This window comes from Aerococcus sp. L_32, from assembly GCF_050689315.1.
Window position 1 is genome coordinate 1 of record NZ_JBOEQF010000926.1, and the last position, 731, is coordinate 731.

Sequence of the window (731 nt, forward strand, 5' to 3'; positions counted from 1 at the left end):
CCACAATCTTAAATGGTTCACCGTAATCTCTGGCATGAAAGACATTTGGTAGTAAATGAAGTCCTTTCTTGGTGTCAAAAAAGCCTGGCACATTGCGGGAACGCATCTCGTCAATCGTTCGTTCAACTAGTGCTTGGTCAATATAGTTTTGATAAACTAGGTCATTTTCGATATGAACTGCCTGACCATTTGAAGTGATAAATGAATCAATCTTCAATAAATCTCCCAAGTCCTGAGCTCGGTTCTTCCAGCGACCTGTCGCAATAATTGGCAGCACGCCATTGGCTTTTAACTTTTCAATGGCAAGATAGGTTGACGCAGGGACCTTTTGTTCAATGGGTAAATGGTACTTGCTTGAGTCAAATAAGGTACCGTCAATATCAAAAAATGCCACTCGTTCAATCTTCATAGAAGAGCCTCCTGTAATTTTCTTACTTTCATTATAGCAGTTTACGCTTTCATTTGATCTGAGTGATTGCATTTACTAAAATATTTCTGCTTTCAATTGATCAATAATGGCTGCGAATTTCTTAGTATCCGCCATTGGCATCCGGTTGCTTTCTAATCTACCTGCTTTTAGATTGGCATGGACATGGGTAATTTCACCATAAAAATCATCGACAATATTTAAAATTTCATTATTTGTGACCTTATCGTCTACAATTAAGTCAAATTTAGTTGGTCGGTGGAAGTCATAAAGCACAATTTCCCCTTTACTTCCTGAAATCACT

The 731-nt window shown here is 38.0% G+C and carries 1 protein-coding gene and 1 pseudogene; both read right to left on the minus strand.

The window, feature by feature from the left end; all coding sequences use genetic code 11:
• On the minus strand, nt 1–409 hold a 409-nt coding region (locus ACRCJ0_RS17405; RefSeq protein WP_431391411.1), incomplete at its 3' end, for an HAD hydrolase family protein.
• A gap of 75 nt (nt 410–484) precedes the next feature.
• Nucleotides 485–731, minus strand: a pseudogene (locus ACRCJ0_RS17410) (Gfo/Idh/MocA family protein); the annotation flags it as partial.